This is a genomic window from Polaromonas sp. P1_G2, from assembly GCF_056405515.1.
The window spans coordinates 1-599 of record NZ_JBFUBY010000717.1; the positions used below are offsets into that span (position 1 = coordinate 1).

Genomic DNA, 599 nt, shown 5'->3' on the forward strand with positions numbered 1-599 from the left:
GAGTGGCGCCTTCCTCACCCCATTCCCTCCGGGTTGCGATCAAAAAGGCCTTGCGCGGCGTTGCAAAGCCTTGACGGGGTTCACTCCGCCTGCGTTTTGCGCCTTGCTCAAGGCCTTTTTGACTCGCAACGCATCTGCATAAATAGCGTTAACAGGCCCTAGCTCAGGACACAAGATTTTCATTCTTGTAGACAGGGGTTCGAATCCCCTACGTGACGCCAATTCCAGGGCGGGAAGCCGAAGTATTTCGACTTCCCGCCAATCAGTAAAGAAGCGCAGTGCCCGAAAAGGCGTAGTGCGGAAACCGGCCTCAAAGATAGGGTGGCACCGGAACTCGTAACCGGAGATTTTTGGAAGATTGGCTGAGGGGTTCAAAGCACTCGCTTGCTAAGCGAGAGCCCGCGAAAGCGGGCTCAGGGGTTCGAATCCCCTATCTTCCTCCAGCCCTTAAAGGCCGTTCGCCAAGTTAGGTCCAAGGCATCGGGTTTTGATCCTGACATTTCGGTGGTTCGAATCCATCACGGCCTGCCATTCATTTTTTTCTCGCGTTAGCTCAGTCCGGAATCAGAGCATCTGCCTACGAAGCAGAGGGTCGGAAG

Annotated in this window: 2 tRNA genes; both read left to right on the top strand. The window is 54.8% G+C overall.

What is annotated here, in order from left to right:
• Positions 1–352 precede the first annotated feature (352 nt).
• Positions 353–443: transfer RNA gene (locus AC1D0P_RS27135), tRNA-Ser, on the top strand.
• Positions 444–451: 8 nt separating this feature from the next.
• Positions 452–531: transfer RNA gene (locus AC1D0P_RS27140), tRNA-Gln, on the top strand.
• The last annotated feature ends 68 nt before the right edge of the window (positions 532–599 follow it).